Source organism: Streptomyces sp. CS113 (assembly GCF_002188365.1).
GTDB classification, from domain to species: Bacteria; Actinomycetota; Actinomycetes; order Streptomycetales; family Streptomycetaceae; genus Streptomyces; species Streptomyces tendae.
Map to the genome: position 1 here is coordinate 2,958,143 of NZ_KZ195574.1, position 15,136 is coordinate 2,973,278.

Sequence of the window (15,136 nt, forward strand, 5' to 3'; positions counted from 1 at the left end):
GATCACACCGTCACCGGCGCGCAACCCCCTCCGCCCGGGCCGCCGCGGCCACCGCCGCCGTCACGGCCGGCGCGACCCGCTCGTCGAACGGGGACGGAATGACGTAGTCCGCGGCGAGGTCGTCCCCCACCACGGAGGCCAGCGCCTCGGCCGCCGCGAGCTTCATGCCCTCGGTGATCCGCGACGCCCGCACCTGGAGCGCGCCCGCGAAGATGCCCGGGAACGCCAGCACGTTGTTGATCTGGTTCGGGAAGTCCGACCGCCCCGTCGCGACGACCGCCGCGTACTTGTGGGCGACCTCCGGATGCACCTCGGGGTTCGGGTTGGCCATGGCGAACACGAACGCGCCCTCGGCCATCGAGGCCACCGCCGGCTCCGGCACCGTACCGCCGGAGACGCCGATGAAGACGTCCGCACCCGCGAGGGCCGCCTCCAGCGGGCCAGACAGTCCGGCCTTGTTGGTGAAGGAGGCCAGCTCCTGCTTCACCGGCGTCAGGTCGTCCCGGTCGGCCGAGACGACGCCCTTGCGGTCGGCGACCGCGACATCGCCGATGCCGGCCTCCACCAGCATCTTGGCGATGGCGACCCCGGCCGCGCCCGCGCCCGAGATCACCGCGCGCAGCTCGCCCAGCGTCCGCCCGCTCAGCCGCGCCGCGTTCCGCAGGGCGGCCAGCGTCACGACGGCCGTGCCGTGCTGGTCGTCGTGGAAGACCGGGATGTCCAGGCGCTCCTGGAGCTTGCGCTCGATCTCGAAGCACCGCGGCGCCGAGATGTCCTCCAGGTTGACGCCGCCGAAGGAGGGCGCGAGCCGGACCACGGTCTCGACGATCTCGTCGGCGTCCGTGCAGTTCAGGGCGATCGGGACCGCGTCCACTCCGCCGAACTGCTTGAACAGGATGGCCTTGCCCTCCATCACCGGGAGGGAGGCCTCGGGCCCGATGTCACCGAGTCCCAGCACCGCCGTGCCGTCCGTCACGACCGCGACGACCGACGACTTCCAGGTGTAGTCGTGGACGAGGTCGGGCTGCTCGGCGATCGCGCTGCACACTTTCGCGACGCCGGGCGTGTACGCCAGGGACAGGTCGTCCTTGTCGCGGATCGGCACGGTGGCCTGCACGGCCATCTTGCCGCCGCGGTGCAGCGCGAACGCGGGGTCGAAGGCGTCGAGCGGCTCGGCGCCCTCCTTCTGCTCCGCACCGGCTTCGCTGTCGCTGCGAGGATTGACGATCTCCGCTGCCACTTTGTCTTACCCCTTAAGAGTTCATGGTTTGAGGGTTTGTCCACTCCTGGTGAGGAATGGGCGGGCACCGCACAGGGAGATGACTGTCTGGGCCACGTGGACCCTGCGCGACGGGCGCGCCGCACACGCGCCCTGAGCCCCTGATGAGGGGTGTAAAGAACCTTCTTACCCGACGGACGCCTCCCGCGACGAGTCCGATAAGCGCAAGCTCACATGCCGGACCTCGAACGCCGCATGTCGGTGACATGACTCATAGCCAGGGTTTTGGACAACCTCCCAGGCCCTCTTGACAGACCTCGGATCGAAGACATCGGCCGCCCTGTACACCCGCGATCCATGGCGGGATAAGGAGAGATTCCGCAGATCTTCCGGCCGGAAGGGCAGATTCCCGCAAAGGTTCGGTCGTGATGTACCGACCTGGTGCGGTTCGGGGGCTGACCCGTTATCCGATTTTGACATGACGGGCCCCCTGAACGGCCGAGTCCGAATGGCAAGATGCCGTAATCACACGAGGTCGCGGCACTCGAAGGTGTGTGCTCTCGTCGACCCACGGCACCGGCCGGTCCCCCGGCCGGCGTCTCGTCAGGAACTCCACCGTCCCCATCGGCAACTCCCTCATCCGCCGGAGGAACCACCATGACCGCACGCTTCACCCGTCGTACGACCGCCGCGCACTCCCGGCTAGCAGCGGTCGGTGCGATCGCGGTCGCCGGCGCCCTGCTGCTCACCGGATGCGGCGACCAGACCGAGAACGGCGACTCCAGCGGCAGCGACAACCAGTCCGCCGCCGGCGCTCCGCTCGCGGACAAGCTGCCGCAGTCGATCCGCGACAAGGGCACCATCAAGGTCGGCTCGGACATCGCGTACGCGCCCGTCGAATTCAAGGACGACTCCGGCAAGACCGTCGGTATCGACCCGGACCTCGCGGACGCCCTGGGCAAGCAGCTCGGCGTGAAGTTCGAGTTCGAGAACGGCACCTTCGACACCCTGATCACCGGGCTGCGCTCCAAGCGGTACGACATCGCCATGTCCGCGATGACCGACACCAAGGACCGCCAGGAGGGCATCGACTCCGACACCGGCAAGAAGGTCGGCCAGGGCGTCGACTTCGTCGACTACTTCACCGCCGGTGTCTCGATCTACACCAAGAAGGGCGACAACCAGGGCATCAAGACCTGGTCCGACCTGTGCGGCAAGAAGCTCGTGCTCCAGCGCGGCACGGTCTCCGAGGACCTCGCCAAGGCCGAGAACGAGAAGTGCCCGGCCGGCAAGAAGATCTCCATGGAGGCCTTCGACAACGACCAGCAGGCCCAGACCCGCCTGCGCGCGGGCGGCGCGGACGCCGGTTCCTCCGACTTCCCGGTGGCGGCGTACGCGGTGAAGACCTCGGGCGGCGGCAAGGACTTCGAACTCGTCGGCGAGCAGGTCGAGGCCGCGCCGTACGGCATCGCGGTGGCCAAGGACAACGCGCAGCTGCGTGACGCCCTGAAGGCGGCGCTGGACGCGGTGATCGCGAACGGCGAATACAAGAAGATCATGGACAAGTGGGGTGTGGCGGAAGGCGCCGTCACCGAGGCCGCCGTCAACGGCGGCAAGTGACCGCGCGGCGGGCGCTGAAAGGCAACATCCGTGACTGTTGACATCGACAAGACGGCGGGCGGCCCGGCGGGTAACCCGCCGACCCCGCCGGAGGCCATCAAGGCCATCCCGGTCCGGCACTACGGGCGGTACGTCTCCGCGGTCGTCGCGATCGCGCTGCTGGCCGCGGTCGTGTACGCGTTCTCGCAGGGCAAGATCAACTGGGGCGCGATCCCGGACTACTTCTTCGACGACCGTGTCCTGACCGGCATGGGCAAGACGCTGCTGATCACCGTCCTCGCCATGCTGATCGGTATCGTCGGCGGCATCCTGCTCGCCGTGATGCGGCTGTCGAAGAACCCGGTGACCTCGTCCATCGCGTGGTTCTACATCTGGTTCTTCCGCGGCACGCCGGTCCTGGTGCAGCTGGTCGTCTGGTTCAACCTCGGCCTGGTCTTCGAGTACATCAACCTGGGCCCGTTCTACCGCGACGAGTGGTCGGACTTCATGACGCCGTTCCTGACGGCGCTGCTCGGTCTCGGCCTCAACGAGGCGGCGTACATGGCGGAGATCTGCCGCGCCGGTCTGCTCGCGGTCGACGAGGGCCAGACGGAGGCGGCGCACGCGCTGGGCATGAGCCACTCCAGGACGCTGCGCCGGATCGTGGTCCCGCAGGCGATGCGCGTGATCGTGCCGCCGACGGGCAACGAGGTCATCAACATGCTGAAGACGACCTCGCTGGTGTCGGTCGTCCAGTACGCCGAGTTGTTCAGAGTCGCCCAGGACATCGGCCAGACCTCGGGCGCCCCGGCCGAGATGCTGTTCCTCGCGGCGGCCTGGTACCTGTTGCTGACCTCGGTCTTCAGCGTCGGCCAGTACTACCTGGAGCGCTACTACGCCCGCGGCTCCAGCCGCAGTCTGCCGCCGACCCCGATGCAGAAGATCAGGGCGAACCTGTTCTCCCTGTCGAACCGCTCCAGCACGACGGGAGGTGCGGCATGACCGCCATGGTCAAGGCCGAGGGCGTCCACAAGTCCTTCGGCGCCGTCGAGGTCCTCAAGGGCATCGACCTGGAGGTGGAGCAGGGCGAGGTGTTCTGCCTCATCGGCCCCTCCGGCTCCGGCAAGTCCACCTTCCTCAGGTGTATCAACCACCTCGAGAAGATCAACGCCGGGCGTCTGTACGTCGACGGCGAGCTGGTCGGATACCGCCAGAAGGGCGACAGGCTCTACGAGCTGAAGGACAGCGAGGTCGCCCGCAAGCGCCGCGACATCGGCATGGTCTTCCAGCGCTTCAACCTGTTCCCGCACATGACGGCCGTGGAGAACGTCATGGAGGCCCCGGTCCAGGTCAAGGGCATGAGCAGGCCCCAGGCCCGGGAACGCGCACGGGCCCTGCTGGAGCGCGTGGGCCTGGGCGACAAGGCCGGCAACTACCCCTCGCAGCTCTCCGGCGGCCAGCAGCAGCGCGTCGCCATCGCCCGGGCCCTGGCGATGGACCCGAAGCTGATGCTGTTCGACGAGCCGACCTCCGCGCTCGACCCCGAACTGGTCGGCGACGTCCTCGACGTCATGCGCGACCTCGCAGAGTCCGGCATGACGATGGTCGTCGTCACCCACGAGATGGGCTTCGCCCGCGAGGTCGGCGACAGCCTGGTCTTCATGGACGACGGAGTGGTGGTCGAGTCGGGCAACCCGCGCGACGTGCTGACCGACCCGCAGCACGACCGGACGAAGGCATTCCTGTCCAAGGTCCTCTGAGACCGCGTGAGCAGAGGTCAGGGGCGGTACGGATCTCCGTACCGCCCCTCGGCGTGTGGTCCTACTTGACCGCCAGCAGCAGGGTGTCGGACGGCGAGCACCACACGGGCCGCGCCTCGCCGAAGCCCTTCTCGCGCAGTACGCGCGCGTGCCAGGCCGCCGAGGGCATGTCGCCGTCGGCGTGCTCGCCGTAGATCTCGAAGCGGCGGGCGGTGGGCCCGGCCAGCACCGGGTCCTTGGCGGCGAGCTGCCACCACTCGGCCCAGTCCAGGGCGCCCTGTTCCTTGGCGGCGTCCATCCGTGCGTGCCGCTGGGCGCGCTCGGCCGCGTTGATCCGGGGCGTCGTGTCGTCGATCATGTGGTCCGCGTTCATGAAGACACCACCGTCGCGGACCAGGTCCGCGACCCGGCCGTAGAGATCCGCGAGGGGGTCGGCGTGCAACCAGTGCAGGGCCGTCGCGGTCAGCACGGCGTCGTACGAGCCGTACGGCAGCTTCGACGGCCAGTCGGGGTCCTTGAGGTCGGCGGTGACGAAGGAGACCCGCTCGTCGCCCGCGAAGGTGCCCTCGGCGATGGCGAGGAGCGCGGGGTCGAGGTCCACCCCGGTGCTCGTGGCCTGCGGGAACCGGTCGAGCAGCCGGGCCGTGATGGTGCCGGTGCCGCAGGCCAGGTCCAGCACGCGCGGCGCGGTGCCGACCAGCGCCTCGACCATGTCGAGCATGATCCGGAACCGTTCCTCGCGGTCCGGCATGTACCACTCCTGCTGCCGGTCCCAGCTCTGCTGCCAGGCCTGCCAGTCGGCACCCGCCGCGGTGGCCGGGGTGGCGGCCGGGGTGGCGGTCGTCGTGGTGGTGGTCGTGTCCGCGTTCGTCATCGAGCCCCTCCGTACTGCGTCGCGTAATACCCTGGAAGCACGATCAGCTGTTACCTGACCGCAGGCACGACCATAGAGCCCCTCCGTAAGGACTACAAGTGGAACTGGCCTATTACTCGGATTACGCCGTACGTCTCGTCAACACCGAGGAACCGTCGCGCGGGCAGGACTCCCTGACCTCGGTGGAGGCCGTCCGTGACCTCTTCGGCGCCAACCAGTCGGCGGCCCGGCGCGCGTCCGACGCCGACGTGACCCGGTTCCGCTCGGTCCGGGGACGGCTGCGCGCGGTCTTCGAGGCGGCCGACGGGGGCGACGAGACCCTCGCCGTGGACCTGCTGAACTCACTGCTCCTGGAGTTCCCGGTGAGCCCGCAGATCTCCGGGCACGACCACCGGGCGGAGGACGGCAGCCCGCTGTGGCACATGCACCTGGCGGACCACCCCTCCAACGCGACCGCCGGTTTCGCGGCCATCGCGGCGATGGGCCTGGCCTTCCACCTCACCGAGTACGGGGTGGACCGGCTGGGCCTGTGCGAGGCGGCCCCCTGCCGCAACGCTTACCTGGACACCTCCACCAACCGCTCCCGGCGCTACTGCTCCGACCGCTGCGCCACCCGCGCCAACGTCGCGGCCTACCGCGCCCGCAAGCGCCTGGAGGCGGACCGGTCGGCCAGCACCGGCCTGACCGCCGACAGCACCCAGCGGACCACGGCGAGCGGCGAACGCTGACCCGGCCGCGGCGGGCGGTAGCGGAACCGGACCCTGCCCAGCACGAGGTCCTGCGGGACCACGCCGTAGTCGGTGCTGTCCCCGCCCGCGAACGCGTTGTCCCCGAGCACCCACCAGCCGGTCCCGCGCCGTTCGGCCGCCCGTTTGACCACGAGCAGGTCCTGCTGGAAGGGGTGCCGCAGGACGACCACGTCACCCGGCCGGACCCGCGCTCCCCAGTGCACGAGCAGCACGTCACCGTGGTGCAGCGTGGGCACCATCGACGGCCCGGTCACCTCGGCCGGCCCGAAGGGCAGCGTCCCTCTCGCGCGCTCGGTCTCCTGCGACAGTTGCTCCGGCATCACCCGGCACCTCCCCGGTCTTTCCTCCACCAGTCTCAGTCTCACCCCGGACTTTTGTCCTAAGCCCACGGGGGCACTCGCGAAATCGGGTCTCCCAGGGAGTAATGTCCCCCCTGAGAAGACGATCACGAGGAAGGAACGCTTCATGCTTTCCCGCCTGTTTGCCCCCAAGGTCACGGTCAGCGCCCACTGCGACCTGCCCTGCGGCGTGTACGACCCGGCCCAGGCCCGCATCGAGGCGGAGTCGGTGAAGGCCGTCCAGGAAAAGATGGCCGGCAACGACGACCCGCACTTCCAGACGCGCGCCACGGTCATCAAGGAGCAGCGCGCCGAGCTCGCGAAGCACCACGTCTCCGTGCTGTGGAGCGACTACTTCAAGCCCCCGCACTTCGAGAAGTACCCGGAGCTGCACCAGCTGGTCAACGACACCCTTAAGGCCCTGTCGGCCGCCAAGGGCTCGAAGGACCCGGCGACCGGCCAGAAGGCGCTGGACTACATCGCCCAGATCGACAAGATCTTCTGGGAGACCAAGAAGGCCTGACGGACGTCAGCATCCTGGGCCGGCGATCGGTGCACCATCGCAGGCCGCAGGACAGCCCGAAGGGGCCCGGCCGCCATCCGGCCGGGCCCCTTCGGCGTTGCCGGGGCCAGGAGGGGCCCACGGTCGGGGCCTGCCCCTGACCGCCCCTCGGTCCTGCGGGTAGCTCAGCGCTTGCGGTGGTACGTCCGCACCACGACGCCGTTGCCGAAGGTCCGCACGGAGTCCGTCACGAACTCGGAGACGGCGAAACCGGAGGCGAACATCGGCATGCCGGTGCCGAGCACCACCGGGTAGCTCTTGATGACCAGCTCGTCGACCTCGTCGGCCAGCTCGCCGGCGACGGCCGCGCCGCCGCACAGGTAGATGTCGAAGGCACTGTCCTCCGCCTTCAACTCCCTGACCCTGCCCACCAGGTCGGTCGAGATGATCTCGACGTTCGGGTCGGGCGACTCGGTGAGCGTGCGGGAGGCGACGTACTCGCGCAGATGCGCGTACGGGCTGGTGACGCCCTCCTTGAGGGCCAGGTCGTAGCTGGCCCTCCCCTGCACGATGGTGTCGAACCGCTTGTTCGGCAGGTCGTCGATGCCCAGCGGCCTACGGCCGTGGGTCGGCAGCGTCTCCGGGTACTCCGACTTCAGGAACGCGAAGAACTCCTCGTCGACGAACGGGACCATGAACGTGGCGTCGCCGTCCGGGCCGCCGATGAAACCGTCGATCGAGCAGGCGACGAAGTACGTGAGTTTGCGCAAACCGGTCTCCCCTTCATGTTGACCACTACGATCACAGTACTCCACCCGTAGTTGTTTGGGGAGGGGATTGTCGGGGCTACCGGGTCTGCGGCTCGCGCCACATGGGCCACATCCGGGGGCCGTCCGGCAGGTCCAGGGCCCGGCCGGTGAACTCGAACCCGAGGCGCTCGTACAGCGCCTTGCCGCGGGCACTGCTCGCCTCGAGGTAGGCGGGCAGCCTCTCGCGGTCGCAGCGGTCGAGCACGCTCTCGATCAGCGCGGTGCCGAGACCCTCGCCCTGCCGCCCGGGGAGCACACCGATCATCCACAGGTACTCATGGGCCCGCCCGGTGGGGTGGATGCCGTCCGTGAGCCGGGCTATCAGCTCCACGCGCTCGTTCTCCGGGTCGACGGCCTCGCGGATCTGCGCGGGAGCGTCCTCGGCGGCCGTGTGCTCGTCCGCCGGGACGGGCAGCCACAACGCGCAGGCGGCGCCGTCCTCGGTGAGATCGATGCGTCCGTCGGCGAACACGGCGTCGGCAAACGCGGCCATGAGCCGGTGGTGCGTCCGGCGCCGGTACTCCTCACCGGGGAAGACCCAACTGCTCACCGGATCGTCCTGGAAGGCCTCGTCCAGCAACCGGACGACCAGATCCCGGTCGTCCTCCCCCGCCGTCCGGATCACCACACCCATACCTCACCCCTCCGACTCAACACCGCTCGTGTGTACGGCGGTTGAGCCTAACGGGTGGCCCCGGGCCCTGACGGGGGAGACAAGGAGGCGGGCCCCGCACACCGTGGGGAAGTGCGGGACCCGCCGGACCGGAGCCGTCGGCGGTGCGGCCGTACGTCGGTCAGGTGCCGTACGGCCCTGCACGGGCTCCGGGGTCTTGCGTGGCGGCGCTCAGGTACTGCGCCGGGTCACGAACTCGGCCAGCGCGAGCAGGCCGCCGGCCGCCTCCGGTTCGGGCACGGCACGGGCCAGCTCCTGCATGGCCTTCGCCATATGGTCGGCCGCCTGGGCCTGCGCCCAGTCCCGGCCGCCGGCCCGCTCCACGGCCAGGGCGGTGCGCTCCAGGTCCTCCTTGCCCTCGTCGTACGGCGCCGCGTACAGCTCGGCCAGTTCGGCGGCGGCCGTGGTGCCGGAGGTGAGGGCGGCGACCACCGGCAGTGACTTCTTGCGGGCGGCCAGGTCGGCACCGGCCGGCTTGCCGGTGTGGCGCGGGTCGCCCCATATGCCGATCACGTCGTCGATGAGCTGGAAGGCCAGCCCGGCCTCGCGGCCGAAGGCGTCCAGTGCCTCGACGTCCTCCGTGGCCGCACCCGCGTACAGCGCACCCAGGGCACAGGCACAGCCCAGCAGGGCTCCCGTCTTGGCCTCGGCCATGGCAAGCGTCTCGTCGAGCGTGACCTCGCCCGGCGGGCGCCGTTCCATGGCCGTGTCCGCGTGCTGGCCCTCGCACAGCTCCATGACGCAGTCGGCGAGCCGGGCGGCCGCCGCCGCGGACGCGGGGTGCGGGTCCGCGGCGAGCAGGCGCAGGGCGAGCGCCTGGAGGGCGTCTCCGGCGAGGATCGCGTCGGCGTCACCGAACACGGTCCACGCGGTCGGCCGGTGTCGCCGGGTGGCGTCCCGGTCCATCACGTCGTCGTGCAGCAGGGTGAAGTTGTGGACCAGCTCCACCGCCGCGGCGGCCCGGCCGGCCGCCGCGCGGGCCGCCGGCCCGCCGAGCGCGGTCGCCGCGGTGAGGACGAGCGCGGGGCGGATCGCCTTGCCCGCGTTGCCCGCCGCGGGCGTGCCGTCCGCGTGCTGCCAGCCGAAGTGGTAGAGCGCGATCCGGCGCATCGACTCGGGCAGCGAAGCGATGGCGGACCGCAGTTCGGGGTCGACCGATGCCCGTGACTCGCTCAGGAGCACGGCCGCCTCGTGTCCTTCGGCCGCCCGTCCCGGACCGTCGGACGACTCCGCCGGCTCCTTCTCGCGCTGTGTACCGATGGGCCCGTGCCTTTCCGGTGCTCCGGTGGGACGACGCGTCGCGGTGCCGCCGCGCCGGGTCTCCGTCATGGACTCACCTTCCCCCTGGGCCCGTCCGTACCCCCGGGGTGTACCCGCCCGGGAGGGCGGGAACACCGCGTTCGGGGCTGCGAGGTCACCGCCAGCGGCCGATCTCGACGTTCTCCAGGACGCCGAGCGCGTCCGGTACCAGGACGGCGGCCGAGTAGTAGGCCGTGACCAGGTACTTGATGACGGCCTGCTCATTGATGCCCATGAAGCGCACCGACAGACTCGGCTCGATCTCGTCCGGGATGCCGGTGGCGCGCAGACCGATGACGCCCTGGTCCTGCTCGCCGGTACGCATCGCGATGATCGACGAGGTGCGGGCCTCGGTGACCGGAATCTTGTTGCACGGGTAGATGGGCACACCGCGCCAGGTCGGGATGCGGTTCCCGGCGACGTCGATCGTCTCCGGGACGAGACCGCGCTTGTTCAGCTCGCGGCCGATGGCGGCGATGGCACGCGGGTGGGCGAGGAGCAGCTTGGTGCCGCGCCGGCGGCTCAGCAGCTCGTCGAGGTCGTCCGGGCCGGGCACGCCTTCGTGCGGCTGGATGCGCTGGTCGTACTCGCAGTTGTGCAGCAGGCCGAACTCGCGGTTGTTGATGAGTTCGTGCTCCTGGCGCTCCTTCAGCGCCTCGACCGTCAGGCGGATCTGCTGTTCGGTCTGGTTCATCGGCTGGTTGTACAGGTCGGCCACGCGCGAGTGGATGCGCAGCACGGTCTGCGCGACGCTCAGCTCGTACTCACGGGGCCGGGCCTCGTAGTCGACGAAGGTGTGCGGGATGTCCGGCTCGCCGCTGTGACCGGCCGCGAGGTCGATCTCCTTCTCACCGTGCTTGTTGGTGCGCTGCTCCGGGATCGAGCGCCGCTGCTCCAGGTGCTCGCGCAGGGACTCCGCCCGCTCCGCGACCTGCTCCACCTCCTGGCGGGGCAGCACCAGCACCGTGCAGGCGGTGACCGTGCGGGCGGTGAACTCCCAGATGGCGTCACCGTCGAGGAGCGCCTGGTCGCCGAAGTAGGCGCCGTCGGCGAGGACGCCGAGCACCGCGTCGTCGCCGTAGGGACCGGTGCCGATCTTCTCGATCTTGCCGTGCGCCAGCAGGTAGACCTCGTCGGCCCGGCCGCCGAACGAGGCGATGACCTCGCCGGGACCGAACTCCCGCTGCTCACAGCGCTGCGCGAGTTCCGACAGAACCTCGTCGTCCTCGTACGACCGCAGGGCCGGCAGCTCGCCCAGCTCCGCGGGGATGACCTCGACGCGGTCGCCGGTCTTCACGAACGTCACGCGACCGTCGCCGACGGCGAAGGTCATGCGCCGGTTGACCCGGTACGTGCCGCCCTGGACGTCGATCCAGGGGAGCGAGCGCAGCAGCCAGCGGGAGCTGATCTCCTGCATCTGAGGAACGGACTTGGTGGTGGTGGCCAGGTTCCGCGCGGCCGCCGTGCCGAGGCTCTGCTGCGGCCTGGTCTGCTCGGTGCGGACCTCTTCGCCTACCGACATAAGGAATTGCCCTCCCGGTCATGCCGGACGGCTGCGCCCGGCATCGATGTGCATGGACCAGCCTTCCTCACGGAGCGTGCCGGTGCTATTACACGAAAGAGCGGGAATGGATCACTTGCGGCCGGGGCAGATATGGGGGCTTGTTCGGCGTCTCGGCGACTTGTCCGACTCGGTCCGCCCCTGTTCGACGCCACTGGCCGGGACGAGATTGGCCGAAACGATTCGCACACCGACCGAGCAAGTAATAGGTGAAGCTCCGGTTCGGTACAAGCTCCGTACGAGGCGGTCGCGTCGGGCGGTCGTCGCGCAGCGTGAAGGAGCCGGCCGTGGCCTCACCCATGTCCGCGAGTAGTTTCCTGAAGGCACTGAAGGCGGAGGGTCTCACCGTCGTCGAGGTGGGCGACTGGCGGGACCACAATCGCAACCACAAGGGCCCCTGGGGCCCCGTCAACGGGGTGATGATCCACCACACCGTGACCCGGGGCAGCGCGCGGACGGTGGAGATCTGCCGCAAGGGGCACGAGAGCCTGCCCGGCCCGCTGTGCCACGGTGTCATCACCAAGGACGGCAGGGTCCATCTGGTCGGCTACGGCCGGGCCAACCACGCCGGTCTCGGCGACGACGACGTCCTGCGGGCCGTCGTCGCGGAGAAGGCGCTGCCCCGGGACAACGAGGCCAACACCGACGGCAACCGGCACTTCTACGGCTTCGAGTGCGAGAACCTCGGCGACGGCAAGGACCCTTGGCCCGCCGCGCAGTTGGACGCGATCGAGCGGGCCGCCGCGGCCGTGTGCCGCCACCACGGCTGGAACGAGCGCTCGGTGATCGGCCACCTCGAGTGGCAGCCCGGGAAGGTCGACCCGCGCGGCTTCACGATGGCGTCGATGCGGGAGCGCATCCGCGACCGCCTGAAGTGAGAGTGATCCAGGGACCGGCCGGAGTGCCCCGTGGACCGACCGCAGCACCTTCCGGACCGGTCGGCGCCATCCGCGCACCGACCGCAGCACCCCTCGCACCGGTCTGCGCCATCCGCGCACCGACGGCAGCACCCCGCAGAACAACCAGAGCGGGCGATCCGGGGACCGGCGGCCGCGGCGGCCCACCGCCGGGCGCAGTGGCTCTGGGACCGGGCCGCGGGAGGTGTGCGCCGGGCGGCGGCGGGACAATGGCCGGGTGACCGGCACCGACACCCGCGACCTCGCCGCCCTGCGGCCCCGTCTGCCCTCCCCCCTGCACGAGGTGGCCGACGGACGGTTCGAGCGGCGCGGCGTCCGGTTGCTGCTCAAGCGGGACGATCTGATCCACCCCGAGCTGGTCGGCAACAAATGGCGCAAGCTGGCACCGGTGCTCGCCGCGGCGGACGGCCGTACCGTCGTCACGTTCGGCGGCGCCTACTCCAACCACCTGCGCGCCGCGGCCGCCGCGGGCCGGCTGCTCGGGCTGTCCACCGTGGGCGTGGTCCGCGGTCAGGAGCTGGCCGGCCGGCCGCTCAACCCGTCCCTGGCCCGGTGCGCCGCCGACGGGATGCGGCTGCACTTCGTCGACCGCTCGACGTACCGGCGCAAGTCCGAACCGGAGACGCTGGCGGCCCTCCTCCGGGCGGTGGACGCCGAGGGCGCCGTCGTCGTCCCCGAGGGCGGCAGCAACACGGAGGCGGTCCGCGGCTGCCGCGCCCTGGGCGAGGAGCTGGGCGAGCACGCCGACGTGGCCGCCCTCGCCTGCGGCACCGGTGGCACCCTCGCCGGGCTGGCCGCCGGGCTTCCCCGGGGGCGGCGGGCCCTCGGCATACCCGTGCTCAGGGGCGGCTTCCTGGAGGGCGACATACGGCGGCTCCAGGAACGCGCGTTCGGCGGGCCGCGCGGCACCTGGAGCCTGGACGACCGCTTCCACCACGGCGGCTACGCCCGCACGACACCGGCGCTGGACGCCTTCGCCGAGGACTTCGAACGCCGCCACGGCCTCCCCGTGGAGCGCGTCTACGTCGCCAAGATGCTGTACGCCCTGCTCGCCCTCACCGAGGAGGGCGCCTTCCCGCGCGGGACGGCCCTGGCGGCGGTCGTCACCGGCCGCCCCTTTCCCTGAGCCGCACCGGACCACCGCACGCACGCCTACGCGCCCGCGTACGCGTGCACGTACGCGTGCGCGTGCTCACGTCGTCTCCCGGTACGCGGCGGCCTCCTCCAGATCCAGCCGGCGCAGCAGGGTCCGGAGCATCTCGTCGTCGATGTAGCGGCCGTCCCGCAGCCGGACGAAGACCTCGCGCTCGGCGCTGATCATCTCCCGGGAGAGTCGCCGGTAGGTGTCGTCGACGGTCTCGCCGGTGACGGGATTGACCTGGCCGAGCCGTTCCCAGACGGCGTTGCGACGGCGTTCCAGGACCATGCGGAGGCGGTCGGCGAGCGGCGCCGGCAGCGCGTTGCGCTCGTCGGCCAGGAGCTCGTCCAGGTGCAGCTCCGCGGCCCGCGAGGCCTGCGCCTGCGCGTTGGCCTCCGCCAGCGTCTCGGCCTGCACGTCGTGCGCCGGGAACTTCAGCAGGCGGATCAGCGGCGGCAGGCTGACGCCCTGGACGACCAACGTGCCGATGACGGTCGTGAAGGTGAGGAACAGGATGAGGTTGCGCTCGGGGAAGGGCTCGCCGCCGTGCACGGTGAGCGGGATGGAGAAGGCGATGGCCAGGGACACCACGCCCCGCATCCCGGCCCAGCCGATCACGAACGGACCCTTCCAGGAGAGGTCGCCCTCGCGCGCGCGTACCCGTGCCGACAGCCGGGGCAGGAAGGTCGCCGGGTACACCCACACGAACCGCGCCACCGCGACCACCAGGAACACGGCGAGGGCGTACCAGGCGGCGTCGATCCCCTCGTACTCGCCGAGGCCCTTGAGGACGACGGGCAACTGGAGTCCGATGAGGGCGAACACGGCCGACTCCAGGACGAAGGCGACCATCTTCCACACCGCCTCCTCCTGGAGCCGGGTGGCGAAATCGACCTCCCACGCGCGGTGCCCCAGGTAGAGCGCGACGACGACCACCGCGAGCACCCCCGAGGCGTGCACCTGCTCGGCGACCGCGTAGGCGACGAACGGGATCAGCAGGGAGAGCGTGTTCTGTAGCAGCGCCTCCGTCAGGTGGGTGCGCAGCCAGTGCAGCGGCACCATCAGGACCAGTCCGACGCCGACGCCGCCCACCGCGGCGATCAGGAACTCGCCGATCCCGCCGGCCCAGGTGGCGCCCTCGCCGACGGCCGCCGCGAGCGCCACCTTGAAGGCGGTGATGGCGGTGGCGTCGTTCACCAGGGACTCGCCCTGGAGGATCGTGGTGATCCGGGAGGGCAGTCCCACGCGGCGGGCGACGGCCGTGGCCGCGACCGCGTCCGGCGGCGCCACCACCGCGCCGAGCACCAGGGCCGCGGTCAGCGGCAGGCCCGGCACGATGAGGTACGCGGCGCAGCCGACGACGAAGGTGGCGAACAGGACGTAGCCCACGGACAACAGCGCCACGGGCCGTGCCTGCGCCCGCAGGTCCAGGTACGAGCTGTCGGTGGCCGCCGTGTAGAGCAGCGGGGGCAGCAGCAGGGGCAGGACGATGTGCGGGTCGAGGGTGTAGTCGGGCACGCCGGGCACGTAGCTCACCGCCAGGCCCGCCGCGACCAGCAGCAGCGGCACCGGCACCGGCACCCGCCGTCCCGCCGCGGCGATCGCGGCGCTCCCCGCCACCAGCAGCAGCAGCGGCATCACGTCCATTGTCCTCGCCCGCCCTCGTCTTCCGCGCGGTCATCCGCACACCCGTCGTAA

Annotated in this window: 15 protein-coding genes; 7 read left to right on the plus strand and 8 right to left on the minus strand. The window is 70.7% G+C overall.

Features of this window, described 5'->3' with window-relative positions; genetic code table 11:
- Window positions 1-10 precede the first annotated feature (10 nt).
- Complete coding sequence (locus B9W62_RS12675; RefSeq protein ID WP_087807280.1) at window positions 11-1,240, minus strand: NAD(P)-dependent malic enzyme; 1,230 nt, start codon at window positions 1,238-1,240, stop codon at window positions 11-13.
- Between the two features lie 636 nt (window positions 1,241-1,876).
- On the opposite strand from B9W62_RS12675, the gene B9W62_RS12685 reads away from it, so the two are divergent.
- From B9W62_RS12685 to B9W62_RS12695, 3 genes are read left to right on the plus strand one after another with little or no spacing between them, the layout of a single operon-like run.
- The gene (locus B9W62_RS12685) at window positions 1,877-2,839 is read left to right on the plus strand and encodes an ABC transporter substrate-binding protein (protein WP_087807282.1); all 963 of its coding nucleotides are present in this window, start codon (window positions 1,877-1,879) and stop codon (window positions 2,837-2,839) included.
- 30 nt (window positions 2,840-2,869) lie between these two features.
- The gene (locus B9W62_RS12690) at window positions 2,870-3,820 is read left to right on the plus strand and encodes an amino acid ABC transporter permease (protein ID WP_087807283.1); all 951 of its coding nucleotides are present in this window, start codon (window positions 2,870-2,872) and stop codon (window positions 3,818-3,820) included.
- A complete protein-coding gene (locus B9W62_RS12695; RefSeq protein ID WP_087807284.1) occupies window positions 3,817-4,578 on the plus strand; it encodes an amino acid ABC transporter ATP-binding protein in 762 nt (253 codons plus the stop codon). Before B9W62_RS12690 ends, B9W62_RS12695 begins: the two co-directional genes overlap by 4 nt.
- Window positions 4,579-4,639: 61 nt before the next feature.
- On the opposite strand, the gene B9W62_RS12700 is transcribed toward B9W62_RS12695, so the two are convergent.
- Window positions 4,640-5,452: a class I SAM-dependent methyltransferase gene (locus B9W62_RS12700; RefSeq protein ID WP_087807285.1), complete on the minus strand. Its 813-nt coding sequence runs from the start codon at window positions 5,450-5,452 to the stop codon at window positions 4,640-4,642.
- A gap of 98 nt (window positions 5,453-5,550) precedes the next feature.
- Here B9W62_RS12700 and B9W62_RS12705 point away from each other — a divergent pair, with 98 nt between their 5' ends.
- A complete protein-coding gene (locus B9W62_RS12705; protein ID WP_087807286.1) occupies window positions 5,551-6,180 on the plus strand; it encodes a CGNR zinc finger domain-containing protein in 630 nt (209 codons plus the stop codon).
- Here the strand turns inward: B9W62_RS12705 and sodX are convergent.
- Window positions 6,084-6,521, minus strand: a complete 438-nt coding sequence (sodX, locus tag B9W62_RS12710; protein ID WP_179235464.1) for a nickel-type superoxide dismutase maturation protease — start codon at window positions 6,519-6,521, stop codon at window positions 6,084-6,086. The genes B9W62_RS12705 and sodX overlap by 97 nt on opposite strands.
- Before the next feature lie 145 nt (window positions 6,522-6,666).
- Between sodX and sodN the strand changes: the two genes are divergently transcribed.
- Window positions 6,667-7,062 (plus strand): superoxide dismutase, Ni, encoded by a 396-nt coding sequence (gene sodN / locus B9W62_RS12715; RefSeq protein WP_003973716.1) that lies wholly within the window; start codon window positions 6,667-6,669, stop codon window positions 7,060-7,062.
- A 164-nt stretch (window positions 7,063-7,226) separates the two neighbouring features.
- On the opposite strand, the gene B9W62_RS12720 is transcribed toward sodN, so the two are convergent.
- From B9W62_RS12720 to B9W62_RS12735, 4 genes are all read right to left on the minus strand, one after another.
- A complete protein-coding gene (locus tag B9W62_RS12720) occupies window positions 7,227-7,811 on the minus strand; it encodes a dihydrofolate reductase family protein (protein ID WP_087807288.1) in 585 nt (194 codons plus the stop codon).
- 76 nt (window positions 7,812-7,887) lie between these two features.
- Window positions 7,888-8,484, minus strand: coding sequence for a GNAT family N-acetyltransferase (locus B9W62_RS12725; RefSeq protein ID WP_087807289.1), 597 nt, complete (start codon window positions 8,482-8,484; stop codon window positions 7,888-7,890).
- Between the two features lie 210 nt (window positions 8,485-8,694).
- Window positions 8,695-9,852, minus strand: coding sequence for a family 2 encapsulin nanocompartment cargo protein polyprenyl transferase (locus B9W62_RS12730; RefSeq protein WP_087807290.1), 1,158 nt, complete (start codon window positions 9,850-9,852; stop codon window positions 8,695-8,697).
- Between the two features lie 85 nt (window positions 9,853-9,937).
- Entirely contained in the window at window positions 9,938-11,344 is a 1,407-nt protein-coding gene (locus tag B9W62_RS12735) for a family 2B encapsulin nanocompartment shell protein (RefSeq protein WP_087807291.1), read from the minus strand.
- A gap of 338 nt (window positions 11,345-11,682) precedes the next feature.
- Here B9W62_RS12735 and B9W62_RS12740 point away from each other — a divergent pair, with 338 nt between their 5' ends.
- Complete coding sequence (locus B9W62_RS12740) at window positions 11,683-12,261, plus strand: N-acetylmuramoyl-L-alanine amidase (RefSeq protein ID WP_087807292.1); 579 nt, start codon at window positions 11,683-11,685, stop codon at window positions 12,259-12,261.
- Window positions 12,262-12,517: 256 nt separating this feature from the next.
- Window positions 12,518-13,426 (plus strand): 1-aminocyclopropane-1-carboxylate deaminase/D-cysteine desulfhydrase, encoded by a 909-nt coding sequence (locus B9W62_RS12745; RefSeq protein WP_087807293.1) that lies wholly within the window; start codon window positions 12,518-12,520, stop codon window positions 13,424-13,426.
- A 66-nt stretch (window positions 13,427-13,492) separates the two neighbouring features.
- On the opposite strand, the gene B9W62_RS12750 is transcribed toward B9W62_RS12745, so the two are convergent.
- A complete protein-coding gene (locus tag B9W62_RS12750) occupies window positions 13,493-15,085 on the minus strand; it encodes a Na+/H+ antiporter (RefSeq protein ID WP_087807294.1) in 1,593 nt (530 codons plus the stop codon).
- Window positions 15,086-15,136: the final 51 nt, after the last annotated feature.

Bases quoted from the DNA above. Each gene is read 5' to 3' on its own strand.
- B9W62_RS12685 (WP_087807282.1), top strand. From the start codon at position 1,877: ATGACCGCACGCTTCACCCGTCGTACGACCGCCGCGCACTCCCGGCTA.
- B9W62_RS12695 (WP_087807284.1), top strand. From the start codon at position 3,817: ATGACCGCCATGGTCAAGGCCGAGGGCGTCCACAAGTCCTTCGGCGCC.
- B9W62_RS12700 (WP_087807285.1), bottom strand. From the start codon at position 5,452: ATGACGAACGCGGACACGACCACCACCACGACGACCGCCACCCCGGCC.
- sodX (WP_179235464.1), bottom strand. From the start codon at position 6,521: ATGCCGGAGCAACTGTCGCAGGAGACCGAGCGCGCGAGAGGGACGCTG.
- sodN (WP_003973716.1), top strand. From the start codon at position 6,667: ATGCTTTCCCGCCTGTTTGCCCCCAAGGTCACGGTCAGCGCCCACTGC.
- B9W62_RS12725 (WP_087807289.1), bottom strand. From the start codon at position 8,484: ATGGGTGTGGTGATCCGGACGGCGGGGGAGGACGACCGGGATCTGGTC.
- B9W62_RS12730 (WP_087807290.1), bottom strand. From the start codon at position 9,852: ATGACGGAGACCCGGCGCGGCGGCACCGCGACGCGTCGTCCCACCGGA.
- B9W62_RS12735 (WP_087807291.1), bottom strand. From the start codon at position 11,344: ATGTCGGTAGGCGAAGAGGTCCGCACCGAGCAGACCAGGCCGCAGCAG.
- B9W62_RS12740 (WP_087807292.1), top strand. From the start codon at position 11,683: ATGTCCGCGAGTAGTTTCCTGAAGGCACTGAAGGCGGAGGGTCTCACC.
- B9W62_RS12750 (WP_087807294.1), bottom strand. From the start codon at position 15,085: ATGGACGTGATGCCGCTGCTGCTGCTGGTGGCGGGGAGCGCCGCGATC.